Here is a 20,979-nt window from a genome sequence, read left to right on the forward strand (position 1 = left end):
GTCTCGTTAGTTGTATGGTGCAAATGTACTGCCTTTTGCGGTAATTCCGCAATGCAAATCTGAGTCTTATGGGTCTAGGTCAGATGTGGTAGAGGAAGAGGGGGTTCGCAGGCGTGATGGCAGTGGATGCAGTCCAACTCTAGTACAGGATCGTCTACGGGGGGGGGGGCAGTCCATGTCTAAACCTGAGAAATTTCCGAGGCTGCCAGTTGAGCAATTGCTCCGCTCGTCTAACCTCCTCGTCCGTGATCTCTCGCAGGTCTGTTCACTTTGGGATGAGCACGTCCTTGGTCTTTGATTTGATATGCTGGGAACCCCGATTCGAGCCCCTATTTTGCTTCCCGTTTTCGTGCAGTTTCGTGTAATTCAGTGCAAACCACCAGAAACTGTACACAACCAAAAATAACCAAATCGCCTTGAATCAACGGCTTATAACTGCCACAGTTATATCTCAACCGTTGTTTCGGGATTCAAAATCCGCCGTAGCAATACGTGTCGGTTCGAGTCCGACCCCGGGCACCATCAGATTCCATGACAAAAGGCCATCCTCGCGGATGGCCTTTTGTTTTTCCGGGCGGTGCGAAGAGGTGTACCCTCAGACCCTCAGACCCTCAGACCCTCAGACCCTCAGACCCTCAGACCCTCAGACCCACAGACCCACAGGCTCTCAGGCCATCAGCCTCTCGGACTGCCATCCCCTCAGTCGATATTCTGCGCGATGCGCCACAGCACGCCTGAGGGGTCGTACAGACAGAATTCTTTCATGCGCCACGGCTGGGTGACGAGCTCCGTGACCCGGACGCCGTAGCGGGCGGCGACCTGGCACGCCTCCACTTGGGCCTGCCAAGCGGCCACGTCCTCCACCAGGAGGTGCATCATGAGCTGCTCGGCCAGCCCCGGGGGATTGCCATCCTGCAGCAGGAAGCTTGCGTTGCCGAGATGAAAATAGGCCACGCCGTCGCCATCGGAGGCCAGGGTAAAGCCGAGATCCTGATAGAACTGCTTTGACAGCGGGAAATCCCGGGCAGGCACGAAGGCCTTGATTTCGGTGACGTTGAGATTGGGCATGGGCTCCTCGCAGCGCTGGGAACAGGGGATGATGGCTTGCCAGTATGACCGGGCATTTCGGGGCAAGCCAGACGAATGGCGCGCGTTTGCACTCTTATCGTGCTTGTGCCCCTCGGGTGGGGGGATATTGGCCGTCAGCCTCATTTGATTTCACCATGGTATGGCCCATTTCATTTATTTCATAAATACCTTAGCGGGATAGATAAGCCTGCCAGGGTGACATCACCACGGGTTCGCCCCGTCATTGTGAGGCGATTGGGTCATCCTGGTGCATTTTCCCGGCAATGCACAGCCAAAGTGCGATTTTCCCCCTGTAACCGGGCATCGTGCGCCAAGATGGTGCGTGTTGAATGTGATGAAAACATAACGCCATGAAATAAAAGGATTATTTTTCTTGGCCTGCTTTATGCTTTCCCTATGTCATGTCGCCATGATGTCTCCGTGAGCCACACAGGTGCGGTGGGCAGGTGGCCAGGTTGGAAATGCATATCAGGAAATGGACCCGGATGCCGGGACGACAAGGAGAGGGCTGTATGTTCAAGAGACTCGTAATGACTGGCCTGCTGGCGCTGGCCGCCACCATGGCCGCCCCGGGCTGGGCCGAAGAGGTGGCCGCGCAGGCCGATGTGGTACAGGCGGCCGCGACCGTGACCATCAACAAGGGGGACAATACCTGGCTGATGGTGGCAGCGGCCCTGGTGATCCTGATGTCCGTGCCGGGCCTCGCCCTCTTCTACGGCGGCCTGGTGCGCGCCAAGAACATGCTGAGCGTGCTGATGCAGGTGTTCACCCTGTTCTGCCTCATCACCGTCCTCTGGGTGGTCTACGGCTACTCCCTGGCCTTCACCGAGGGCGGCGCCTTCTACGGCTCCTTCGACAAGGTGCTGTTGATGGGGGTGACGCCGGATTCCATCGCCGCCACCTTCAGCAAGGGGGTCGGGATCAGCGAGTTCATCTACGTGGTGTTCCAGGGCGCCTTTGCCGCCATCACCTGCGGGCTCATCGTCGGCGGCTTTGCCGAGCGGATGAAGTTCTCGGCGGTGCTGCTGTTCGCGGTGATCTGGTTCACCTTCGCCTATATCCCGATGGCGCACATGGTGTGGTACTGGGCGGGTCCGGATGCCTACACGGATGCGGCCGCCGCCGAAGCGGCCGGTGCCACCGCAGGCTATCTGTTCCAGCACGGCGCTCTGGACTTCGCTGGCGGCACAGTAGTGCACATCAACGCCGCGGTGGCCGGTCTGGTTGGGGCCTTCATGGTGGGCAAACGGGTTGGCTATGGCCGTGACCCCATGACCCCCCACAGCCTGACCATGACCATGATCGGTGCCGCCCTGCTGTGGTTCGGCTGGTTCGGCTTCAACGCCGGCTCCTCCCTCGAAGCCAACGGCACGGCGGCCCTGGCCTTCGCCAACACCTGGATCGCACCGGCCGCTGCCGCCCTCTCCTGGACTTTCGCCGAGTGGGCGATGAAGGGCCGTCCCTCCCTGCTTGGCGCCGTCTCCGGTGCGGTGGCGGGTCTGGTCGCCATCACCCCTGCCGCCGGTTTCGTCGGTGTGGGGGGCGCCCTCATCATCGGCCTGCTCAGCGGTGTGGCCGGTCTGTGGGGCGTGCACGGTCTCAAGCGTCTGCTGGGGGCCGATGACAGCCTGGACGTGTTCGGCCTGCACGGGGTGTGCGGGATCCTGGGTGCCGTGCTGACCGGGGTGTTCGCCAGCCCGGATCTGGGCGGCACCGGGGTGTGGGACTATGTGACCAACCAGGTGGCCGAGGGGTACTCCATCCTGGCCCAGGTCAAGGTACAGGTCATCGGCGTGGGGGTGACCGTGGTCTGGACCGCCCTGGTCTCGGCCGTGGCCTACAAGCTGGTGGACCTGCTGATCGGTCTGCGGGTGAAGGAAGATGCCGAGCGCGAAGGGCTGGACGTGACCAGCCACGGCGAGAAAGCCTACAGCCATTGATCCTGCTGCCATGAATGTCATACCGCCGGCCCCGTCCGGCGGTTTTTTTATTGGGGCGGGCTGGCCAGGCTGCCCGGACCGGGCCGCTGGTGGCCGGGGTCGCTATTTGTGTTTGCAGGGTCTTTTATGCCTGCATTTTGGGCGGATCTCCGCTAAACTCTGCCACCCTTTATTCGGGGTCGTCGGGTCTGCCCCGTCGTCACCCTCTCTTTCATGCCTTCGGAGCCGCTCATGCCGTTAGTGGGACACCAACATCAGATCGATATTCTGGAACTGACCGACAAGGGGGATGGCAAGGGTCGCCTGTTCGATCGCCCCCTGTTTGTCGAGGGTCTGCTGCCCGGTGAGCAGGCGCTGGTCGAGTTGACCGAGGTCAAACTGAACTACCTGCACGGCAAGCTGGTCGAGTTGACCCAGCCGTCCGCCGACAGGGTGCCGGATTTCTGCCCCAACACCGAATGCGGTGGCTGCCAGGTGCGCCCGCTGGCCTATCCGGCCCAGCTTGCCCTCAAGCAGAGCCTGGTGCAGAGCGCACTGGAGCAGGTCGGTCTGGGTGAGGCCGTGGTCAACCCCATCCTCGGCATGGAGACGCCGTTTGCCTACCGCAACAAGGCCCAGTACGCGGTGCGTGGCAGCGAGGCGGGCGCCGAGATCGGCTTCTACCGCAAGCACTCCCATGACCTCATCACCGCCGATGATTGCGCGGTGCAGGACTCGCTGCACGTGGAGCTCAACGCCCGGGTACGCAACTGGATGCGCGAGCACGACATCGCGGCCTATGACGAGGTGGCCCACACCGGCTGCGTGCGCAACCTGATGACCCGCAAGGGCTTCAAGAGCGGCGAGCTGATGGTGGTGCTGGTGACCCTGGGCGAAGCGCTGCCGTTCGAAGCCGAGCTGCTGGCGGCCCTGGCGGATCTGCCGGTCACCACCCTGGTGCAGAACATCAACGAGGTGCGTACCAACCGCATCCTGGGTGACAAGAACCGGGTGCTGCTGGGCAGCGGGGTGATCCGCGACAAGATCCACGAGCTCGAATTCGAGATCTCGCCCCTCTCCTTCTTCCAGAACAACCCGAGCCAGACCGACGTGCTCTACTCCAAGGCGCTGGAATATTGCGAGCTGACCGGCAGCGAGACGGTGTTCGACATCTATTGCGGCATCGGCACCATCTCCCTGTTCCTGGCAGGCAAGGCCGCCAAGGTGGTGGGGATCGAGTCGGTGGAGAGCGCCATCAGCGACGCCCGTCGCAATGCGGCCCTCAACGGCATCGAGCAGACCGAGTTCCACGTGGGCAAGGCGGAGCAGCTGATGCCTGCCCTGCATGCCGACGGGGTGAGTGCCGACGTGGTGGTGATGGATCCGCCCCGCAAGGGCTGTGACAAGGCGGTATTGCAGACCCTGGTGGCCATGGCGCCGCGCCGTCTGGTCTATGTCTCCTGCAACCCCCAGACCCTGGCCCGGGATCTCGCCTGGCTGGTCAAGCAGGGCTTCGTGCTGGACGAGGTGCAGCCGGTGGACATGTTCCCGCACTCCATGCACGTGGAAGCCGTTGCTCGCCTGAGCCTGCCTGCCAAGGCCTGATCGTCGCTCGGGATCTTCCCCTCGCGCGATGCAGGTGGAAGCGGTCGCCTGCCTGAGCCTGCCAGCGAAAGCCTGATCGGGCCGAGGGCGTGGCGTTAGCCATATGGCTCTGATAAAAACGACTCCTGAGGGAGTCGTTTTTTTATGGTCGTGGTCGGCAGGACTACCAGGCAGGGAGAGCAGGCTGATGATTCGTATGGCAGGGGTGGAGGATGCGGCGGTGCTGGACAGCTTCTTCGGGCAACTGGACAGGGAGACCCGCTTCATGCTGTATGAAGCGGGAGAGCGCCCCTCGGACATCGCGGGGCAGCGCAGGCGGCTCGAGGCCATGGCTGCGGCCCCCAATCAGGCCATGTGGTTGCTGGAGCTGGCGGGGGAGGTGCAAGGGTTTGCCGCGCTCCTTGGTGGCGGCCTGGCACGCAACCGCCACTGCGCCCTGGTGGTGATGGGGCTGCGTTCGGGGGCGCGCGGGCAGGGATGGGGTGAACGGTTGCTGCGCACCCTGATCGCGACCGCGAGGGATCTCGGTATCCACCGGCTGGAGCTGGGAGTGATGGCCCACAACGAGGTGGCCCACGCCTTGTATCGCAAGTGCGGGTTCGTGGAGGAGGGGGTGAGACGGCAGGCCTATCGGCTGGACGAGGGCTATGTGGACGAGATTGCCATGGGGCTGTTGCTGCCGCTGGACAGGCCATGACGCCGCTGGCCCCGAGATGCTGGTCTGGGGCGCTGGATTGGGGCAGGCTTGTGGGGAAACCATCGAGACAAGGAGGCGCCCATGAAGGGGATATTGCTGCGTTGGCTGGCTCGCTACGATGCCTGGTGCCAGGAGTGGGGACTCACACCGGAGAACCGGCGCTGTTGCGCGCCGGTACGCCATGATGAAGACGAGAAGCGCCCGGAGAAGGGCGACGACCTCACTGGAACTGGCGGGTCACGGCGCCAGTGACGCTGTTGTAGTCGAACGATAGCCCGTCGGGGTATGCCGGGAAGCGGCCAACGGAGCTGCGCAGGGTATAGCGGCAGTTGTCGTGACGAAGGGCGCCGTCAGCCTGAGCGTCTGCCGGGATGAGCCGGGAGATGTAGTCACTGTCTGAATCCTGGTGCAACTCATCGGCCACCGTCAGATCGGTATCGAGCAGGGCGCCAAACAGGCTCTCGCAGTCGTCCCGGCTGCTGACGGAGATCTGATCGCTGTCGCCACCGGGGAAGACGGTATCGGGCCCCTGACCTCCCTGGTCCTCCTTGGTGCCCACAGGCCAGCCATGGCTGTTGATGTCGAGATCCTGCCTGCCCATGCCGCTAAAGTTGTAGAGTGCCAGGGGCTCCCCCTTAACCTTGACCGCCCAGCCGGCGTGGGCGAGCCGGGCGGCACTGGCAAAGCTGCCCGCCGTGGCCGAGACGCTGCTCTTGAGCCCGTCATCCTGGATGTTGATGAAGCGGGGCAGGGCGGTCACGGCCAGGATCCCCAGCACGATGATGACCAGCACCAGTTCTATCAGGGTAAAGCCTCGGGAAACGTGTGTTGGCATGGAATGAACCCATTGAGTACGACAGACAGGTAAGCGCGACATGGAATTGATAGACACCCACTGCCACCTCGATTTTCCGGTCTTTGACGCCGATCGGGAGGCGCTGCTGACCCGGTGGCGCCAGCTGGGGGTGGGCGAGTATATCATCCCCGCCGTGGGAGAGGAAAACTGGGGGCGGGTAATGGCGCTGGCCGAGCGCCACGACGACATCCGCTATGGCCTGGGGATCCATCCCTGGTATGTGGGCAAGCAACCTCGGGATGCACTGACCCGGTTGGAGACCCTGCTGGCGAGTCGGCCCCGTGGGCTGGTGGCCGTGGGGGAGTGCGGGCTGGATCTGCGCTCCCATGTGCCGCAGGAGGGGCAGGTCGAGATGTTCGAGGCGCAGGTGCGGCTGGCCATGGCGCATGAGCTGCCCCTCATCGTCCACTCGGTGCGTGCCAACGACACGGTCGCCAAGATCCTGCGGCGCTTCACTCCGCCACAAGGGGGGGTCATTCACGCCTTCAGCGGCTCCCTGCATCAGGCGGAGGTGTTCTGGCAACTGGGTTTCAGGCTGGGGATCGGGGGGGTCATCAGCTATGAGCGGGCCAACAAGACCCGGGAGGCGATACGCCAGATGCCGCTGGAGGCCTTGCTGCTGGAAACCGACGCTCCCGACATGCCGCTGCAAGGCCAGCAGGGGGAGGTGAACACGCCGGCCAGCCTGCCGACCATAGCCCGCTTGTTGGCACAATTGCGGCAGCAACCGCTGGAGGATGTTATTTCGGTGTTACATGACTCCACCCGGCGGCTGTTCCCCCCGGGAAATCATGAAATTAACATTTGATTATCAAATGATGACCGAGTGATAAAAAACAGGGCCCATAAAAATCGTTTGCGGTCTAATTAAACGATGTTCAGGCCATTTGTGGCTTATAAAATGTGACCAGTATTCTATTTTGTCGCACCGTAATTAGTATAATGCGCACCCTTGATTAGCGGCTTCAATACACAAATCGTTAACAAGCTGGCAGGTGCTACTAAAGAGGAAGTGTTAATAATGAATCTGATAATGGGTCTGGTAGGGATGGCGACGCTCATCCTTATTGCGGTGCTGTTCTCCAGCAACCGCAAGGCAATCAAAATTCGTACCGTAGGTGGCGCCTTTGCCATCCAGGCCGGTCTGGGGGCCTTCGTGCTCTACGTGCCGGTCGGTCGTGACATCCTGGTGGGCGTGTCCGACGCCGTTTCCAGCGTCATCGGTTATGGCCAGAACGGCATCGAATTCCTGTTCGGTGGTCTGGTTGGCAACAAAATGTTCGAAGTGTTCGGTGGCGGTGGCTTCGTCTTCGCCTTCCGCGTCCTGCCCGTCATCATCTTCTTCTCTTCCCTGATCGCGGTACTCTACTACCTCGGCATCATGCAGTGGGTGATCAAGCTGCTGGGCGGCGGTCTGCAGAAGGTGCTGGGCACCTCCCGTACCGAATCCCTCTCCGCCACTGCCAACATCTTCGTCGGTCAGACCGAAGCCCCGCTGGTGGTACGTCCCTTCATCTCCAAGATGACCGACTCCGAGCTGTTTGCCGTCATGTGTGGTGGTCTGGCTTCCGTTGCCGGCTCCGTACTGGCCGGTTACGCCTCCATGGGTGTCAAGATGGAATACCTGATCGCCGCCTCCTTCATGGCTGCCCCGGGTGGTCTGCTGTTCGCCAAGCTGCTGGTACCGGAAACCGAGACCCCGAGCTACGACGAGAACACCGCAGAAGGTGAGCTGGACGACAAGCCTGCCAACGTGATCGACGCCGCTGCCGCCGGTGCCTCCGCCGGTCTGCAACTGGCCCTGAACGTGGGTGCCATGCTGCTGGCCTTCATCGGCCTCATCGCCATGATCAACGGCATCTTCTCCGGTGTGGGCGGCTGGTTCGGTTACCCGCAACTCTCCCTGGAGCTGCTGCTGGGCTGGCTGTTCTCCCCGCTGGCCTTCCTGATCGGCGTGCCCTGGAGCGAAGCGGTCGTGGCCGGTTCCTTCATCGGTCAGAAGCTGGTGGTCAACGAGTTCGTGGCCTACCTGAACTTCGCTCCCTACCTGAAGGATGAAGTGCTGATCAACGGTGTGGCCATGTCCGAGCACACCAAGGCGATCATCTCCTTCGCCCTGTGCGGCTTCGCCAACCTGTCCTCCGTCGCCATCCTGCTGGGTGGTCTGGGCTCCATGGCACCGAACCGTCGCGGCACCATCGCCAAGTTCGGTCTGAAGGCCGTGCTGGCAGGTTCCCTGTCCAACCTGATGTCTGCGACCATCGCAGGCTTCTTCCTGGCGCTGTCCGGCATGTAACATCGCCTGACTGACAGGATAAAGACGAACGCCACAGCGATTTGCTGTGGCGTTCTCGTTTGGGGTGGTGACAACCGTTTTCCTGTCAAGACTAATAATAAAGTGAGTCAAATCGGAGGTTCTATGAATGAAGTGCTACTGGCTATGGCGGCCGGCTTTATCGTTGGGGTGTTGTTTTCTTTCCTCAAGTTGCCGATACCGGCGCCGCCCGTCCTCTCCGGCGTCATGGGGATCGTGGGGGTCTATCTGGGGGGCATTGCCTACTCCTGGATCCTGACCCGCTTCTTCTCTTAAGCGCCTTCCAGCGCTGGATTTGCCGGGTGTGAGGTACCTCTGAAATTGGCAAATCCGGCTTGCAAACACGGGGTATCTCGGCTGAAATAGGCGATGCCAGCAGGGTGCTGGCATTGACTAATGCCCGGTGAATCCGGGTGTTGGCGGTCAAATGGAATTGATTGGGAAGTCGGGTCTGCGTAGTCGGCCTTTCTCAAGTCTTCATGGAACCAAGTCCGCACTTTTGTAAGAAAGTGACAGGGCTCTTGCCTTATTTGCAGCCGTATTGCCTGTGCATTTGCGCTGCAATTCCATATCCCGTTGCTCCGGGAACGTCTCTGCCGACCCTTGGTGTTCGGTGAAGCCGATCGCGGGTGATGGGGCTTAACAAGACTTTGGAGACATAGCATGACTGATCTGAAAGTGGCCGCCCAACGCGCCCTGAACCTGATGGACCTGACCACCCTGAACGATGACGACACCGATCAGAAGGTGATCGACCTGTGCCACAAGGCCAAGTCTCCGGCCGGCCTGACCGCCGCCGTCTGCATCTACCCCCGTTTCATCCCCATCGCGCGCAAGACCCTGCGTGACATCGGCGCCGCCGACGTGCGCATCGCGACCGTGACCAACTTCCCCCACGGCAACGACGACATCGAGATCGCCGTGGCCGAGACCTGTGCCGCCGTGGCCTACGGTGCCGACGAGGTTGACGTGGTCTTCCCGTACCGCGCCTTCATGGCCGGCAATGAACAGGTCGGCTTCGATCTGGTCAAAGCATGTAAGGAAGCCTGCGGCGCCAAGGTACTGCTGAAAGTGATCATCGAGACCGGCGAGTTGAAGGAAGAGGCGCTGATCCGTCGCGCCTCCGAGATCTCCATCGACGCCGGTGCCGATTTCATCAAGACCTCCACCGGCAAGGTGCCGGTCAATGCGACCCCGGAAGCGGCCCGCATCATGATGGAAGTGATCAAGGCCAAGAACCCGAAAGTGGGCTTCAAGCCGGCTGGTGGCGTGAAAGACGCCGCCGTGGCGGGCCAGTACCTGGCCATGGCTGAAGAGATCCTGGGCAAGGACTGGGTATCCGCCCGCACCTTCCGTTTCGGTGCCTCCAGTCTACTGGCCAGCCTGCTGGCGACCCTGGGGCATGGCGACAAGCCTGCCAATACCAGCGGTTACTAAGCGGTGGCAGGGGGCGGTGCGCCGCCCCCTTCCGGATCTGGTTCGGTCTGTGTTCGTGCGTGATGCACGGAGGGAATGAAAGATGTTTTTGCCTCAAGAAATTATTCGCAAGAAGCGCAACGGTGAAGCGCTCAGTACCCAAGAGATTCAATTCTTCGTCCAGGGCATTACCAACAACACCATCGGCGAGGGGCAGATCGCGGCCCTGGCCATGGCGGTCTACTTCAAGGACATGACCATGGATGAGCGGGTTGCCCTGACCTGCGCCATGCGCGACTCCGGCATGGTGCTGACCTGGGACCACCTCAACCTGGGCGGCCCCATCGTCGACAAGCACTCCACCGGCGGCGTGGGTGACGTCGTCTCCCTGATGCTGGGCCCCATGGTCGCCGCCTGTGGCGGTTTCGTGCCCATGATCTCCGGCCGTGGTCTCGGCCATACCGGCGGTACCCTGGACAAGCTGGATGCCATCCCCGGCTACCAGACCTCGGTCGACAACGACCGCTTCCTGAAAGTGGTGAAAGAGGCGGGTGTCGCCATCATCGGCCAGACCGGCGATCTCGCCCCGGCGGACAAGCGTATCTATGCGGTACGGGATATCACCGCCACCGTCGAGTCCATTGCCATGATCACCGGCTCCATCCTCTCCAAGAAGCTTGCCTCCGGGCTCGAAGCGCTGGTGATGGACGTGAAGGTGGGCTCCGGCGCCTTCATGCCGACCTTTGAAGCCTCCGAGGAACTGGCCAAGAGCATCGTCGCCGTGGCCAACGGTGCCGGCTGCCGCACCTCTGCACTCCTGACCGACATGAACCAGGTGCTGGCCTCCAGCGCCGGCAACGCCGTGGAAGTGCGCGAAGCGGTGCGCTACCTGACCGGTGAGTATCGCAACCCGCGCATCCACGAAGTGACCATGGCCCTGTGCGCCGAGATGCTGATCTCCGCCGGTCTTGCCAGCGATGACGGCGATGCCCGCACCAAGCTGCAAGCGGTGCTGGACAATGGCAAGGCAGCCGAGATCTTCGGGCGCATGGTGACCGGCCTCGGAGGTCCCGCCGACTTCATGGAGCGCTACGACGCCTACCTGCCCAAAGCCGCCATCGTGCGCCCCGTCTACGCGGCCCACAGCGGATTCGTCACCGCGATGGACACCCGTGAACTGGGTCTGGCCGTGGTGGCCATGGGCGGCGGTCGCCGCGCCGCCGCCGACAAACTCGATTATGCCGTCGGTCTGACCGACTTTATCCGCCTGGGTCAGAGCGTCGATGCTGACAAGCCGCTCGCCCTGATCCACGCTCAGACAGAAGCTCAATTTGCCGAGGCTGCCCGCATGGTGCAGGCTGCCGTGAAGATCGGCGACACCCGACCAGAGGCGCTGCCCGAGGTTTACCGTCGCATCGGTCTGGCTGATTTGTAACAAGGGGAAGTCCCATGAAACGTACCTTTATTCTGATGATGGACTCTTTCGGTATTGGTGCTGCCGCCGATGCCGACAAGTTCGGCGACGTGGGTGCCAATACCCTTGGCCATATCGCCAAGGCGTGCGCCGCCGGTGAGATCGAGGGCCGTGGCGCTCTCAACCTGCCAAACCTCAGCAAGCTGGGTCTGGGCCACGCGGGCGAACTCGCCAGCGGCACCTTCCCGGCCGGACTGAACAAGGATGTCGAGGTGATCGGTGCCTACGGCTTTGCCCAGGAGCTCTCCTCCGGCAAGGACACCCCGTCCGGTCACTGGGAGATTGCCGGCGTGCCCGTCTTGTTCGAGTGGGGTTATTTCCACGACCATCACAACAGCTTCCCGCAGGAGCTGCTGGATGCCATCGTCGAGAAGGCCGGTCTGCCCGGGTATCTGGGCAACTGCCACGCCTCCGGCACTCAGGTGCTGGACGATCTGGGCGAAGAGCACATGCGCACCGGCAAGCCGATCCTCTACACCTCTGCCGACTCCGTGTTCCAGATCGCCTGCCACGAAGAGACCTATGGCCTCGAGAAGCTCTATGAGCTGTGCCACATCGTGCGCGAGCTGCTGGAGCCCTACAACATCGGCCGCGTCATCGCGCGTCCGTTCGTGGGCAGCGGCAAGGGCAACTTCAAGCGCACCGGCAACCGCCACGACTACTCAGTGCTGCCGCCGGCGCCGACCGTGCTGGACTACATGAAGGAAGCGGGTGGCCAGGTGGTCTCCATCGGCAAGATCGCCGACATCTATGCCCAGCAGGGCATCACCAAGCAGGTGAAGGGGACCGGTCTGACCGAGCTGTGGGACAGGACTCTGGAAGAGGTGAAAGCGGCCGGTGACCAGACCATCGTCTTCACCAACTTCGTGGACTTCGACTCCTCCTACGGTCACCGCCGTGACGTCAAGGGCTACGCCGATGCGCTGGAGTACTTCGACTCCCGCCTGCCGGAGCTGTTCGACCTGCTGCAGGATGGCGACGTGGTGGTGCTGACCGCCGACCACGGCTGTGACCCGACCTGGAGCGGTACCGACCACACCCGCGAATACATCCCGGTGCTGTTCTACGGCAAGCCGGTCAAGGCGGGCTCCGTCGGTCGTCGCGAGACCTTCGCCGACATCGGCCAGAGCATCGCGGCCTACCACGGCCTGCCCAAGCTGCAATACGGTACCAGCTTCCTGTGATGGTGACCCCGGGCCGGTTCGCCTGCCCGGGGTGCCACAGGGCCCCGGTTTCCTGTAATGTACCGCCGCCGCGCAGGCAGCGGACAATCCATAAAGACAATAAAACTCAACCTAGTGTGAAGGAATAAAGAGAATGGCAACTCCTCATATCAATGCGAAAGATGGCGCCTTTGCTGATACCGTGCTGATGCCGGGCGACCCCCTGCGTGCCAAGTACATCGCCGAAACCTTCCTGGAGAACGTCGAGCAGGTGTGCGACGTGCGCAACATGTTCGGTTTCACCGGCACCTACAAGGGTCGTCGCATCTCCGTCATGGGCCACGGCATGGGCATCCCGTCCTGCTCCATCTACGCAAAAGAGCTGATCACCGACTACGGCGTGAAGACCCTGATCCGCGTGGGCTCCTGCGGTGCCGTGCGTGAAGACGTGAAACTGCGTGACGTGGTGATCGGCATGGGTGCCTGCACCGACTCCAAAGTGAACCGTCTGCGCTTCAAGGACCACGACTTCGCCGCCATCGCCGACTTCGACCTGGTGGCCAATGCCGTTCAGGCTGCCAAGAACAAGGGCGTGGCCGTGCGCGTGGGCAACATCTTCTCCGCCGATCTGTTCTACACCCCCGACCCCTCCATGTTCGACGTCATGGAAAAATACGGCATCCTGGGTGTCGAGATGGAAGCCGCCGGTATCTATGGCGTGGCCGCCGAGTACGGTGCCAAGGCGCTGACCATCTGCACCGTCTCCGACCATATCCGTACTGGTGAGCAGACCACCTCCGAAGAGCGTCAGCTGACCTTCAACGACATGATCGAAATCGCGCTGGACTCCGTCCTGCTGGGTGACAACTGATCCCCCTCGCGCATAAAAAAACGGCGGCCCTCGGGCCGCCGTTTTGCATTTTTGCGAAGCACGGTCAGAGATCGAGGGCGAAGCGCCCCTTGCCCGACTGCTTGGCCTGGTACATGGCGGCATCGGCCCGGTGCAGCAGATCATCGATGTGACAATACTGGCCCGAGTGGCAGAGGGCGCCCCCTATGCTGCCGGCAAGGGGCAGCCGATGACCGGCCACGTCTCCAGGAACCGCCATGGCCGCCAGCAGCCGCTCGCACAGGGCGGGCAGCTCCTGCGCCGGTTGGCGCAAGGCGGGCAGTATGATGGTGAACTCGTCGCCGGCCAGGCGCGCCACCATGTCCCCCGGGCGCACCTCGGCACTCAGCACCTGGGCGAAGCGTTGCAACAGAGCATCGCCGACGTGGTGTCCCAGCCTGTCGTTGATCCCCTTGAAGCCGTCGAGATCGAGGAACAGCAGGCCCAGGGGTTCGGCATTCTGACGCACCCGCTCCAGCTCCCGGGAGAGGCGCAGGGTGAAGGCGCGCCGGTTGGGCAGGCCGGTGAGGGGGTCGTGAGCCGCCTCGTGTTCCAGCTGGCTTTGCAGCGCCTTGAACTCGGTGATGTCGCTGCCGAGGATGTAGACCCCGGGCTCGTCGCCCCGGCTCGGGATCATGGTGATCCTGAGGTCGCGTCGGCCTATGGGGAGATCGAAACGGTGCTCGAAACTCACCTGCTCACCGGCGAGGGCTTTTGCCACATAGGCCATGGCCCTGCCGTGGGCCTCCTCGCCGATGACGTCCCGCACGCTCATTTCCCGCATCTGTTCGGTATCGATCCCGAAGTAGCGGCAATAGGCCTGGTTGGCGAACAGGTAACGCCCCTCGGGCGACACCATGCTGATGGTGACCGGCAGGCCATCGGTGATGGCCCGCAGTCGGGCACGGCCACGCTCGATCTCCGCGAGCACCTGGCGGCGGGCCGTGATGTCGTGCAAAAACAGGGCGATGCGCACCTTGCCGTCGAACTGGTAACGCTCGGCAATCACCTCGACCGGGATGTGCCGGCCTGTGCGGGTGATGATGTCGCACTCCAGCCGCCGTGGCGGACTCTGCGGGTTGCCTGACAGGCTCAGCAGGGGATGCTCGGCGCCGAGCAGCCCGAAGAGGGGACGGCCCAGCATCTCGTCGGCGTACCAGCCGAGCAGGGTGGTGGAGGCCGGGTTCCAGCCTGTGATGATGAAATCGGCATCGAGCTCGAGGAAGGCATTGCTGGTGTGCTCCAGCATGTGCTGCAAGCGGCGCTGCTCCTGCCACAGCTGCTGCTGCATGGCGCCGCGCTCGCGCATCTCCTGATGCAGCTGTTCCACCGTGCGGGAAAGCTCCCTGGTCCGTGACTGCACCTGCTGCTCGAGCCCTTGCTGCAGCCGCACGAGTTCGGCCTCGGCCTGTTTGCGCTCGGTGAGGTCGGCAAACACGGCGATCATGTGGGGGGCCATGGTGCGGCTCTGGCAGAGGGTCACGCTGAGCTGGACCCAGCACTGGGTGCCATCGGCCCGGATCATCCGCTTCTCCAGCCGGTAATCCTGCCGTTGCCCCGCGATCAGGGCATCGAACAGGGGCTGCTCCCGTTGCAGATCTTCGGGATGGGTCATGGCGAGCCAGGTCCGGCTCAGCATCTCGTGCTCGCTGTAACCGAGCAGCCGCTCCAGCCCCGGGTTGGCTCTCAGCCATTTCCCCTCGAGGGAGGAGAGGGCCATGCCCACCGACGACTGGTTGAAGGTGAGGGTGAAGAGATGCTCCTTGTCTTCCAGCACCTGGTTGAGGGTGCGCACCTGGTGGCGCCGCTCCAAATCGTGCAGGGTGTTCTCCACCAGGCGGCCGAAGTCGTCGAGATCCCGGCAGGCATCTTCGTCGAGATGGCGCGGCACATGGTCCACCAGGCAGAGGGTGCCGAGCACCACGCCATCGAGGGCGCGCAGGGGTCGGCCAGCGTAGAAGACCACACCGGGATCATCGGTCACCAGCGGATTGTCGGTAAAGCGGAGATCCCGTCTGGCATCCGGTACCTGCATGATGTCGGGGCGCAAAATGGCATGACCGCAGAAGGAGTGCTCCCGGTTGATCTCGCACATATCGATCCCGGTGCGGGCGAGAAACCACTGCCTGTTCACGTCGGTCAGGGAGACCATGGCGATGGGGAGTGCGAAATGCCGGGTGATGAGCCGGGTGAGGCGATCAAGCTGATCGATGGGCTCGTGGTCGAGCAGGCCGAGGATGCGCAGTCGTTCCAGTCGACTGTGTTCATCCCGCGGCAAGGGGGGGGCAATCATGTGGCTCTCCTGCCAGTGATCTTGCCAGTGTTATATACAAGCCGGAGGATGTGATCCACTCCCGCTTATTGCGGAGCGGCGGGTTTGCTCTGTTTCTTGTGCTTGCGCACCCGCATGTAGTTGCGACGCACCCCGTAGGAGATGAGCAGGCCGGCCAGCAGCATCACCAGCAGCATCAGGCGCTGTTTCTCCTGGTTGACCTTGAGATGGGTATCTTGTGCGGCCAGCAGTTTCTGCTCTTCCAGGGTGATCCTCAGATAGCCCAGGGTCAGGTTTCCGTCCTGGATCTCCTGGACGAACTGGATGCGCCCCTTGCCCTGCTCCGGCAGGGATTTGTTGTCGCTGCCGATGGGCAGCAGACTGTCCAGCGGCAGGGCGTTGTCCGACTGGGCGAGGGGAATGCCGCGGGCGTCATAGAGGGTGACGTCCAGAATGTCAGGCTCGGCGGCCAGATCCTGCGCCAGTCTCTCCAGTTCGCTCTCCTTGTCCTCCTTGATCCAGCGGCGCATGTCCCGGGCGGCATAGGCGACCAGCGCCTGTGCCCTGTCCCGTGCCGCCGCGTGCAGGGCGGCCTGGCTCTCTCCCTGCATGTGAATGAGCAGCACCAGCACCCAGAGACCGAGCAGGACTCCCGCCGCCAGGCTGACAACACGTTTGATGGGAAGATGACGCACAGAACCGGGCCTCTGGTAATGGATGAGCGGGGCTGGCTGGTGCCCCGGTGCCGCGAAGCGGGAAACAGGGTGGTCTGTTTCCATGTCTGCCCGCACCGCAGGCGGGATCTTGGCGCTTGCCTGTACAAAAAGCAATACGCTACTCTGGGCCCGCATGATGAACCCCATGATTTCCAAGGAAGGCGTCTCTCTTATGTTGTTGTCCCAACTTTCCCGCTCCCTGCACGACTGGTCCGGGGCCCTGAGCTGTGCCCCCTGCTGGCAGCTCACCAACGAAGCCCTGCTGCCCGCGGCCAACGCCCATGACAGCGCCTGGATTGTCCTGTTTGGCAAGGGGCTGGAGGCCGGTCATCTGGCCCGCCTGGCCCAGCAGCTGGATGCCCGGGGGCTCGAGGCCAGCCTCTATCCCGCAGGGGAGCAGGCCGGTATTCCACTGCTGCTGCTTGGCACCAACCGCTTCTCCCCCGAGCTGGTGCAGGCGCTCAAAGCCCAGGAGTGGGACATCGACCTGTGTCATCTGGCCGCCCTGCCTACCCTGAGTGAGCCCGGTCTGCTGGTGATGGACATGGATTCCACCGCGATCAGGATAGAGTGCATCGACGAAATCGCGCGGCTGGCCGGGGTCGGTGAGCAGGTGGCGGCCGTTACCGCGGCGGCCATGCAGGGCAAGCTGGAGTTTGCCGACAGTCTGCGTGCCCGGGTGGCGCTGCTGGAAGGGGCGCCGGTCACCATCCTCGACGAGGTGGCGGCCGACATGCCCTGGATGCCGGGCCTGCCACTCATGGTCGATATCCTCAAGCAGGCTGGCTGGAAGGTGGCGATCGCCTCCGGTGGCTTCACCCGCTTTGCCGGCGAGTTGCAGCGTGCTCTGGGTCTGGATGCCATTTTCGCCAACGAGCTGGCTGTGGAAGGGGGCCTGCTGACCGGCAAGGTGAGCGGCCCCATCGTCGATGCCGCCGCCAAGGCCGAGGCACTGCAACAGCTGGCCTCGGAGTACGGGGTGGTTGCATCCCAGACGGTCGCGGTCGGCGATGGTGCCAACGATCTCAAGATGATGGCGGTGGCGGGGCTTGGCATTGCCATTCATGCCAAACCCCTGGTACGTGCCCAGGCGGCGGCGACCCTCAATCACCACGATCTGGAAGGGGTGCTCTGCCTGCTCGGCGCCCTGGCTTGTCGCGACCGACGCTGGTGCTGATCCCGCTCAAGGAGGAGCCGATCACGAGATGGAACTGTTACAGCAATCCCTGTTTGTCCCCTGCGGTGAGCATCGACTCCATGTGCGCCATATCCAGCCCGGTGTCGCGGTGCATGCCGACCCCATCCTGATGGTGCACGGGGCCATCGAGAACGGCCGCATCTTCTACACCGAATCGGGCAAGGGGCTTGCCTGCTTTCTGGCTCGCCACGGGTATCAGGTCTATGTGGCGGATCTGCGTGGTCGGGGTCTGAGCACACCGACCATCGCCGAGCGGGCCGGCCACGGCCAGCATGAGCTGATCACCGAGGATCTGCCCGCCCTGCAGCGCTGGGTATCGACCCGCCATGCCGGTGCCCGGGTGCACTGGATGGCCCACTCCTGGGGCGGCGTCATCATGGCCTCGACCCTGGTGCGCTTCCCCGAGCTGGCGGAGCAGGTTGCCAGCCTGGTGTTCTTCGGCACCAAGCGGGGGGTCTCGGTGCAGAACCCGGAGCGCTGGTTGAAGGTGGATCTGATCTGGAACCGGCTCGCCCCCTGGCTGGCGCGCCGCCAGGGGTTTCTGGCCGCCCGCCGGTTGAAGATAGGGGCCGATGATGAGCCCCTGCGCTACCTGCAGGAGACCATCCCCTGGGTCAAGTGCGGGCCCTGGCAGGATCCCTTTGACGGTTTCGCCTATGACGAGGCGGCGAGCCGGGTCAACTGGCCCCCGCTTTGGATGATCTCCGCCAAGGCGGACAAGGTACTTGGCCACCCCGTCGACGTGCGCCGCTTCAGCGACGAGATGGGCTCGGCCGCCCGCCACACCCGCCTTGGGCGGGACAACGGCAACCGGCTCGATTACGACCACATCAACATGTTGACGGCCCCCCAGGCACAGGAGGATCACTTCCCCGACATCCTCGCCTGGCTGCGCAACCCCCAGGCTGCCTGATAGACAAAAAAACGGGCACTTGCGTGCCCGTTTTTTGTTGTCTCCCTGCCCTGCTGGCTAGCGGGGCCCGGATGGTATGCCAAGGCGGAACAGGGTCGCCTCGGTGGTATCGGTCAGTTCACCCACGCCCACGACACTCCAGAGCTCCTCTTCCAGCTTCTTGGCCTTGTGAATGGCGAACTTGGCGATGTAGTCCAGTTCACCCGCGATGAAGCTGGTGTCCGGGCGGCCGGTGCGCGAAATACCCACCAGTACCGAATAGAACTCGCCCTGTTGCCGGGCCAGCTCGATGAAGCGGCGCTTTTGATCCGGTGAGCTGAAGCTGCTGGCCAGGTGGCTGCGAAACAGGGGTGTTCCCCCCTGGGAGTGGAGTGCGGCGATGTAGACCTCCTCCTCTTCCGGCTTGTCTTCCCGCTCGATGGCGCGCAGGGGATTGAGCAGCAGGGCCTTGAGCAGTGCCCCCTGGAACAGGGGGTACAGGTTCAACTGCTGATCCTGCTCGGCACAGATGCGCAGCAGACGGGAAAGGCTGCGTGGCTGTGGCGAGAGGCCGGCCGCGGCCAGTTTCGGGGCGGCCTTGAGCTTGTTCACATAGACGGGGGTGTTGAACAGGTGGTGGGTGTAGAGGTTGCGCAGCGCCCTGGCCATGCCGCGATAGCGATTGAACTCCCGGGTGGTCTTGAGCTTGTTCTGGTTGCTTTCGATAAGCAGGCTGAAGAACTGGTGGCCGGTATGGCGCTCAGCCGTCCCCTCGATGCACAGATGCAGCACGGTTCTGCTCAGGTTGAGGCTGACCAGCCGATAGGGCAGGCGTTGCAGGTCCATGTTCCTGGCGAGCTCCTGCAAGCGGGGCAGAGCCACCGTGATGATGTCTCCCTTCTCCCCGTCGAACGGCTCCTCCAGCTCGATTTGCATGCCGTGGGCCGAGATGTCTCGGGTCCAGCCGACCCAGGATCGCTCCTTGTGATGCAAGACGATGGCCGTCTTGTGCATGTAGCGCGCCTCCTTGCGCAGTTGCACATAGTGCAGCGTCTCTATCTCGAAGGGGGCGGCATGGATGTCATGGCCAAAGCGCTGCAAGGCGTTGGCGTTGAGCGGCTCCTGGCTGGTCTCTCGCTGGAACTCGTCACGCTGGTTGTCCAGGTTTATCTCCTGCAGCATGCCCACGTATCCGAGCTGGGCCAGGCGCTCGCGCAGCAGCCTGTCCTGCAACTGGCTCGCCCCGCCCTGGGGGTTGTCGAGGTCGGCCTCCCGCAGGGTGCAGGCTTCCATGCTGAACTTGTACACCCGCCAACTGGGGCGGCGGGCGCCGATCTGGAAGAAGAGCGCGGTCAGTCCGCTCTGTTCCAGCTCCTCCCGGGTCGCGGAGAAGAAGTAGAGGTGGCTGCGTACCGCATGGGTAAAGCTGTAGATCAGCGTCTCGCGCAGCCCCTCTTTGCCTGGGAGCAACGAGGGCATGCGGGCCGCAGTGAAGAGGCTGGCGAGCATGTCGCGGTTCTTGGCGTCGCGCCAGTATTCGAGAATGTGCTGGTTGTTCTCGGTGCGCAGGGCGATCTCGAGGGCGGGGACGCTGCCCTTGCCGAAATAGAGGGGCATGCCGGTCATGCGCGGCAGATAGAACTGCTCATACCCCTTGATGACGGCGGCGGAGAGCAGGTAGTCGACGCTGACGCGATAGCGGCTGCGGTTGCGCTCGATGAAGTCGCGCAGGAACTCGTCAAACACCGGATGCTCGCCGTTCTTGAGCAGCCTGAGCCAGAATTTGTCCTCTTTTCTCTCCTCCCCCAGGATCTGGTAGCTGACCGGGTCACGCAGCAGGGGATGGGGATGATCGCGTTCCAGTCCGGTGAAGAAGACGGCTATCAGGTCGCCTGTCTGGTAGTCGGGCAGATAGGGCACGGATACCCGGATGCCGCCGAGGGAGATGTCGGAGCTCTTGGCGAGGATCTTCTCGCCGTTGGCGAGCTGGAGCACCATGGGAGAGCTGAAGTGCATGCGCTCTTCCTGTCGCCCGTAATGGCTGGCGAAGGGGATGGCGCTGACATCGAACGGACGAAACGGGCTGATGGGCAGCGCCAGATTGTCGCTGCGCCCCTGGTTGAGTTTGTACCAGGCTTGCAGCGCCTCGTAGACCCCCAGGGTGTAGCTGTCCCGGTAGAGGTAGCACTGGGATTGAAACAGCTCGATGGCCTCGGCGGGCATGAAGTGGGTCACCCCGTCGAACTCATGCACCTGACAGAGGGTGCCCAGCTCGTTGCGCATGTCGATGACGCGCCGACAGGGGGTGCACTTGCGCTTGAGTTCCATCTTCAGCAGGAACCGGCTGTTGGTATTTTCGTTCTGGGTCAGGCGGTTGAAGATTTCGTCGAAGTCCTTTTCCCGGAGCAGGGGGACAAGTTGTTCTATCAGATGTAGTGGTTGTTCTGAATCCATGTATTCCTGCCGCGGAAAGTCACTT

17 protein-coding genes are annotated in these 20,979 nt (G+C 62.7%); 12 read left to right on the top strand and 5 right to left on the bottom strand.

Annotated features, from left to right (window positions below):
* Window positions 1–699 precede the first annotated feature (699 nt).
* A complete protein-coding gene (locus tag AB5Y53_RS01780; protein ID WP_368181028.1) occupies window positions 700–1,068 on the bottom strand; it encodes a VOC family protein in 369 nt (122 codons plus the stop codon).
* 533 nt (window positions 1,069–1,601) lie between these two features.
* Here AB5Y53_RS01780 and amt point away from each other — a divergent pair.
* From amt to AB5Y53_RS01795, 3 genes are all read left to right on the top strand, one after another.
* Window positions 1,602–3,029, top strand: a complete 1,428-nt coding sequence (amt, locus tag AB5Y53_RS01785; RefSeq protein ID WP_010673021.1) for an ammonium transporter — start codon at window positions 1,602–1,604, stop codon at window positions 3,027–3,029.
* 231 nt (window positions 3,030–3,260) lie between these two features.
* Window positions 3,261–4,613, top strand: coding sequence for a 23S rRNA (uracil(1939)-C(5))-methyltransferase RlmD (rlmD, locus tag AB5Y53_RS01790; protein ID WP_368181029.1), 1,353 nt, complete (start codon window positions 3,261–3,263; stop codon window positions 4,611–4,613).
* 187 nt (window positions 4,614–4,800) lie between these two features.
* Entirely contained in the window at window positions 4,801–5,310 is a 510-nt protein-coding gene (locus AB5Y53_RS01795; protein WP_368181030.1) for an N-acetyltransferase family protein, read from the top strand.
* A gap of 220 nt (window positions 5,311–5,530) precedes the next feature.
* Here the strand turns inward: AB5Y53_RS01795 and tppF are convergent, their stop codons facing one another.
* Window positions 5,531–6,145 carry a type IVa pilus pseudopilin TppF gene (gene tppF / locus AB5Y53_RS01800; protein ID WP_029313748.1) on the bottom strand — a complete coding sequence of 205 codons (615 nt, stop codon included), beginning with the start codon at window positions 6,143–6,145 and terminating at the stop codon, window positions 5,531–5,533.
* Between the two features lie 40 nt (window positions 6,146–6,185).
* Between tppF and AB5Y53_RS01805 the strand changes: the two genes are divergently transcribed.
* The 7 genes from AB5Y53_RS01805 to deoD all read left to right on the top strand — a co-directional run bounded on the left by AB5Y53_RS01805 (window position 6,186) and on the right by deoD (window position 13,404).
* A complete protein-coding gene (locus AB5Y53_RS01805; protein WP_161653085.1) occupies window positions 6,186–6,974 on the top strand; it encodes a TatD family hydrolase in 789 nt (262 codons plus the stop codon).
* A gap of 213 nt (window positions 6,975–7,187) precedes the next feature.
* Window positions 7,188–8,462: a NupC/NupG family nucleoside CNT transporter gene (locus AB5Y53_RS01810; RefSeq protein WP_010673026.1), complete on the top strand. Its 1,275-nt coding sequence runs from the start codon at window positions 7,188–7,190 to the stop codon at window positions 8,460–8,462.
* A 123-nt stretch (window positions 8,463–8,585) separates the two neighbouring features.
* Entirely contained in the window at window positions 8,586–8,756 is a 171-nt protein-coding gene (locus AB5Y53_RS01815) for a XapX domain-containing protein (RefSeq protein ID WP_010673027.1), read from the top strand.
* A 387-nt stretch (window positions 8,757–9,143) separates the two neighbouring features.
* The gene (gene deoC / locus AB5Y53_RS01820) at window positions 9,144–9,917 is read left to right on the top strand and encodes a deoxyribose-phosphate aldolase (RefSeq protein WP_368181031.1); all 774 of its coding nucleotides are present in this window, start codon (window positions 9,144–9,146) and stop codon (window positions 9,915–9,917) included.
* An 82-nt stretch (window positions 9,918–9,999) separates the two neighbouring features.
* Entirely contained in the window at window positions 10,000–11,331 is a 1,332-nt protein-coding gene (gene deoA, locus AB5Y53_RS01825) for a thymidine phosphorylase (protein WP_043153005.1), read from the top strand.
* Between the two features lie 14 nt (window positions 11,332–11,345).
* Window positions 11,346–12,554 (top strand): phosphopentomutase, encoded by a 1,209-nt coding sequence (locus AB5Y53_RS01830; protein WP_039039948.1) that lies wholly within the window; start codon window positions 11,346–11,348, stop codon window positions 12,552–12,554.
* 133 nt (window positions 12,555–12,687) lie between these two features.
* Window positions 12,688–13,404 (top strand): purine-nucleoside phosphorylase, encoded by a 717-nt coding sequence (gene deoD, locus AB5Y53_RS01835; protein ID WP_005341325.1) that lies wholly within the window; start codon window positions 12,688–12,690, stop codon window positions 13,402–13,404.
* Between the two features lie 64 nt (window positions 13,405–13,468).
* On the opposite strand, the gene AB5Y53_RS01840 is transcribed toward deoD, so the two are convergent.
* Both AB5Y53_RS01840 and AB5Y53_RS01845 read right to left on the bottom strand, forming a co-directional pair.
* Complete coding sequence (locus tag AB5Y53_RS01840) at window positions 13,469–15,715, bottom strand: PAS domain S-box protein (RefSeq protein ID WP_368181032.1); 2,247 nt, start codon at window positions 15,713–15,715, stop codon at window positions 13,469–13,471.
* Between the two features lie 65 nt (window positions 15,716–15,780).
* A complete protein-coding gene (locus tag AB5Y53_RS01845) occupies window positions 15,781–16,389 on the bottom strand; it encodes an AhpA/YtjB family protein (protein WP_010673032.1) in 609 nt (202 codons plus the stop codon).
* A 193-nt stretch (window positions 16,390–16,582) separates the two neighbouring features.
* On the opposite strand from AB5Y53_RS01845, the gene serB reads away from it, so the two are divergent.
* The gene (gene serB, locus AB5Y53_RS01850) at window positions 16,583–17,587 is read left to right on the top strand and encodes a phosphoserine phosphatase SerB (RefSeq protein WP_368181033.1); all 1,005 of its coding nucleotides are present in this window, start codon (window positions 16,583–16,585) and stop codon (window positions 17,585–17,587) included.
* Between the two features lie 28 nt (window positions 17,588–17,615).
* Window positions 17,616–18,521, top strand: coding sequence for an alpha/beta fold hydrolase (locus AB5Y53_RS01855; protein ID WP_103260861.1), 906 nt, complete (start codon window positions 17,616–17,618; stop codon window positions 18,519–18,521).
* Between the two features lie 57 nt (window positions 18,522–18,578).
* On the opposite strand, the gene AB5Y53_RS01860 is transcribed toward AB5Y53_RS01855, so the two are convergent.
* Complete coding sequence (locus tag AB5Y53_RS01860; protein ID WP_368181034.1) at window positions 18,579–20,954, bottom strand: PilZ domain-containing protein; 2,376 nt, start codon at window positions 20,952–20,954, stop codon at window positions 18,579–18,581.
* Between the last annotated feature and the right edge of the window lie 25 nt (window positions 20,955–20,979).

The sequence above is a fragment of the Aeromonas sp. R7-5 genome (genome assembly GCF_040908015.1).
Taxonomy (GTDB): domain Bacteria; phylum Pseudomonadota; class Gammaproteobacteria; order Enterobacterales; family Aeromonadaceae; genus Aeromonas; species Aeromonas caviae.